The 3,145-nt window shown below is 49.4% G+C and carries 2 protein-coding genes and 2 pseudogenes; all 4 read right to left on the minus strand.

Going from position 1 to position 3,145, the window contains the following annotated elements; all coding sequences use genetic code 11:
- Positions 1–227 (minus strand): annotated as a pseudogene (locus EKD05_RS25235) (hypothetical protein); the annotation flags it as partial.
- A gap of 151 nt (positions 228–378) precedes the next feature.
- Positions 379–1,728, minus strand: a complete 1,350-nt coding sequence (locus EKD05_RS25240; RefSeq protein ID WP_129678384.1) for a site-specific DNA-methyltransferase — start codon at positions 1,726–1,728, stop codon at positions 379–381.
- 3 nt (positions 1,729–1,731) lie between these two features.
- Positions 1,732–2,610, minus strand: coding sequence for a bstEII (locus EKD05_RS25245; protein ID WP_129678386.1), 879 nt, complete (start codon positions 2,608–2,610; stop codon positions 1,732–1,734).
- Positions 2,611–2,961: 351 nt separating this feature from the next.
- Positions 2,962–3,145 (minus strand): annotated as a pseudogene (locus EKD05_RS26600) (hypothetical protein); the annotation flags it as partial.

The raw sequence follows: 3,145 nt of genomic DNA on the forward strand, positions 1-3,145 counted from the left end.
GCCCCCTTGATCAACTGAAAATCAACGCGACAGACCCGCGCATCCGAGCGCAGCGCAGCTTCCAGGCGCAATAACAGGCTCGTCTTGCCATTCTGCCGCCCCCCGTAGAGCACCACATAACTCGCGACCTCATCGAGACAGAGGCGCCGCAGCCGCACGAGTTCCGCCTCGCGGCCACGGAAAAGCGGATCGGTTGGCCTGAGGGCTGTGATGGCAAAAGCAACCATAATATGAACAATGGCTAGGCAGTGGAAGCAGCACGATCTGGTGTTGAACGCAGTATAACATAGCACGCTCGAAAGTCGATCAGAAGATCAACCACCACGCCCTGCCAGCGCTGCTGTGCCCGGCCCCCCTGGGTGAAGTGGCCCACCACAACTACGCCTCCAGCAAACTCCGCCACTCATCGAACATCTTCATATGATCGCCTTGTTCATCACTGCTATAGAGGGTGAAATTATTGATCAAGTGATTATGTACTTCAGATATTGAGCTTTGCTCATCAGGAAATAGATCTAATTGTTGGCGTTGTGGCTCATTGCCAGCTTGCAAGCCATCTTCACGCTCGACAAAATCACCCATTCTTGCTGTTCCCTGTAAGAAGCGCCTGAGCGTCGTGGTAATCGCCTCCTTACTATTATCAATCCCAATCCACTGACGACCAAGCATATCAGCTACTGCTAAGGTAGTCCCAGATCCACTGAAACAGTCAAGCACAAGATCGCCTGGATTGGAAGACGCCTCAATGATCCTTATGAGCAAATGAGGATTTTTCTCGGTTGGGTAACCTGTAATATACACATTCTGATTTTTTGTATCGCGCAAATCATACCAAATGTCTTGCACAGGAACACCATCACTATGATCAAGATAGATTTTCCTTCGCGGATTCCCCGTTGCAGACCAGTAAATCTCACCTCGTGCATCCATTTCATCAAGTGTTTTGGGCGTATATTGCCAGTGCTTACCTGGCGGTGGCAACATACCACGCCACGGCAGTCCTGTCTCACCATTTCGCGTCCCAGGTGCGTGTATGGGAACTTTTTTGTAGCGGCGACCGGTACCCTCTTCTATGTATGCATATTCTTTCATCGCTCGTGCCGTCGTCCATGTTTCAATTGACCTATTCCAAACGTACGCATCTGATTTAGTATAGAATAAAATGTAATCAGATATGTTTCCATATGTTTTGCGCGTATAATTCTTATGGCTGCATTTTCGTCTTGTAATCCAGTTTCTAAAGTTAGATGAACCAAAGACCTCATCCATAATAACTTTGATATGAAATGCCATATTTACATCTAAATGCACGTAGATAGATCCATCTTCTGCTAACAATTCTCTAAGTAAAATCAGTCGTTTACGCATAAACTCGATGAATGCAGCTCCCACCAGAAGATCTTGATACGCATCTACTTGATTTCGTGATTGAAAAACACTATTTGTCGCAAAAGGAGGATCAATATAGATGAGTTTTACCTTGCCTTTAACGTTCGTATCGTGCATCAACGAAGCGAGCAGGGCCAAATTATCGCCAAAATAAAGACGATTCGGTGACTCGGGATTGCCAGTCCAGAGTTGTGTTGTGCGAGCCATCGCCATGGTAAGGATCTCGTCTTCAGGGACTTTACCTTCATAAGCAAGAACCACCGCAGACTGCATCGGTTTATCTACCGTTGCAGACACACCCTCGGTTGTCCATTTGGTTTTAGGATTGCCTGTTGCCATACATTACACCTCCCTTGAATATAACCAGACTGCGCTGATTCGTTCTGGAACCATGCGCAAGGTTGTTATCATCACTCTGCCTTGCCAGGCTTCTTCAATCGCGGCATAATCATGCCACATTGATCCCAGGAGCAAGCCAGGACCATCGTTGAGCAAGATCACTTTCGTGGGCAAGTTATGCTGCTGTGCATACGTGATAATCTCGCGGGCACAATCACGGTATCCTCCCGTGCGATCATCCTCCTGCGCACCACCCCGATCAGAGTCATAGCGAGCCAAACCGACAGCCAGAATATCAGCTTTGTCTTCGCTATAGATGATGAAATCCACCGGTCGCTTGGGATTCGGATACTCAACAAACACGTCACCAAGCAGCACATCACGTCCCGCACGTTCAGGCCCAACAAGCAGAAGGTGAGGAAAACGAGATCTGAATAACTCAAAGAATCGTTCTGTCAAGTCATATCCCTTCTTACCACGATCTTTGTATTCCCATAGCAAGGCGCACAACGGTTCATCAGGTATTGGTCGACTTGAAAATGCGGCTTGTACCTCGTGAATTGGACGGAAGTCATTTTTGTAACTATGGCAGATGTGTGCTGCTTGAGACTTTTTCTTCAGCATTTCAACGGGCGTTCCAGGACTCACATATCTTTTGAAAACACGTGAAAGTTGAATGCGCATCCAACTCTCGCGCACATCAGCAATTTGCATAAAGAGACGCTCAGATGACTCTGATGTTCGAACCAAACGGCCAAACATCTCCAGCACGGGCGTATAGAGCAGGCAGGCATCAACGAGAATATCAGGGTAAAACTCACCTGTTGCCAGAGTAATCCAATTATGGGCGTTTTGCCGGTACTGTGAAAAGGTTGTTTTCATATCTGGTATGTCCGTCATGCTTGAATGAGTGCCCTCCTTGAATATAATAGCACAAATATGTTAAATCCGCAAGCGTGTATATTCACAGGTAGGATGCGGGCGAGCCGCCCGCGCTCCCAGGAGAAGTGTGAACACTTACCTCGGCAAAGCTTTGCACCGCTGCGCCTTGGACTCTCCTATCTGTATCGCTTCATAAGGTTCGAGCATACCGCCCCCTCCCCAGCCCTCCCCCGCTGGGGGAGGGAGCCGGACTCCTCCCCCCAGCGGGGGGAGGCTGGGAGGGGGGCCGATCCTTACCAACCTTGTGAAGCAGTACACCCATCCCCAATCCCCGATCCCCAAAAACAGCAATCAGGATTCAGAACCGGGCAGCGGAGAATGACTGGCGACCCGCAACCCGTTGAAGTAGCCGCGGTCGCGCGGGACGTAGTAGTTGCGGTACGAAGCCCGGACGTACCTTTGTTCGTTGTACCACGATCCACCGCGTAGTTTCCGACGCTCGTCAGGTTCCAGATATACGGCCTGCCACTCGTCT

Source organism: Candidatus Chloroploca sp. Khr17 (genome assembly GCF_004138165.1).
Taxonomy (GTDB): domain Bacteria; phylum Chloroflexota; class Chloroflexia; order Chloroflexales; family Chloroflexaceae; genus Chloroploca.